Source organism: Chlorogloeopsis fritschii PCC 6912 (assembly GCF_000317285.1).
GTDB lineage: Bacteria > Cyanobacteriota > Cyanobacteriia > Cyanobacteriales > Nostocaceae > Chlorogloeopsis > Chlorogloeopsis fritschii.
In genome coordinates this window covers 1-1,027 of sequence record NZ_AJLN01000129.1, presented here as the reverse complement: position 1 = coordinate 1,027, position 1,027 = coordinate 1, and the positions used below count along the sequence as shown (strand labels likewise).

1 protein-coding gene is annotated in these 1,027 nt (G+C 51.4%); it reads left to right on the top strand.

The window, feature by feature from the left end; genetic code table 11:
* Nucleotides 1–1,027, top strand: a 1,027-nt coding sequence (gene psbD / locus UYC_RS0129245) for a photosystem II D2 protein (photosystem q(a) protein) (protein ID WP_016878152.1), incomplete at both ends; no start/stop codon positions are given.

The following is a 1,027-nucleotide window of genomic DNA, read 5'->3' as shown; positions in this document are numbered from 1 at the left end:
ATGACCATCGCAGTTGGACGCGCCCCCACAAGAGGGTGGTTTGACGTTCTCGACGACTGGCTGAAGCGCGATCGCTTCGTATTCGTAGGGTGGTCTGGTATTCTGCTCTTCCCCTGTGCATTTTTGGCACTAGGGGGATGGCTAACCGGCACCACCTTCGTCACCAGTTGGTACACCCACGGATTAGCTTCATCCTACCTAGAAGGATGTAACTTCCTGACAGTCGCAGTATCCACACCCGCAGACGCAATGGGACATTCCCTATTGTTGTTGTGGGGCCCAGAAGCTCAAGGCAACTTCACCCGTTGGTGTCAGTTGGGAGGATTGTGGCCATTTATCGCTTTGCACGGAGCCTTTGGTTTGATCGGCTTCATGCTGCGGCAATTTGAAATCGCTCGCTTGGTAGGGATTCGTCCTTACAACGCGATCGCATTTTCCGCACCGATTGCCGTATTCGTAAGCGTATTCTTGATGTACCCCTTGGGTCAGTCAAGCTGGTTCTTTGCTCCTAGCTTTGGCGTCGCAGCAATCTTCCGTTTCTTGCTATTCTTGCAAGGTTTCCACAACTGGACACTCAACCCCTTCCACATGATGGGTGTAGCAGGAGTATTGGGTGGAGCACTACTGTGTGCAATTCACGGTGCGACAGTCGAAAACACCCTGTTTGAAGACGGCGAAGCAGCAAACACCTTCCGCGCCTTCAACCCCACTCAAGCAGAAGAAACCTACTCGATGGTGACGGCAAACCGTTTCTGGTCTCAGATCTTCGGTATTGCCTTCTCCAACAAGCGCTGGTTGCACTTCTTCATGTTGTTTGTACCAGTGACTGGGTTGTGGATGAGTGCGGTTGGCATCGTTGGTTTAGCATTAAACCTGCGTGCTTACGACTTCGTCTCTCAAGAATTGCGGGCAGCAGAAGACCCAGAGTTTGAAACTTTCTATACCAAAAACATTTTGCTGAACGAGGGTATCCGCGCTTGGATGGCTCCTCAAGATCAGCCACACGAGAAATTTGTATTCCCTGAGG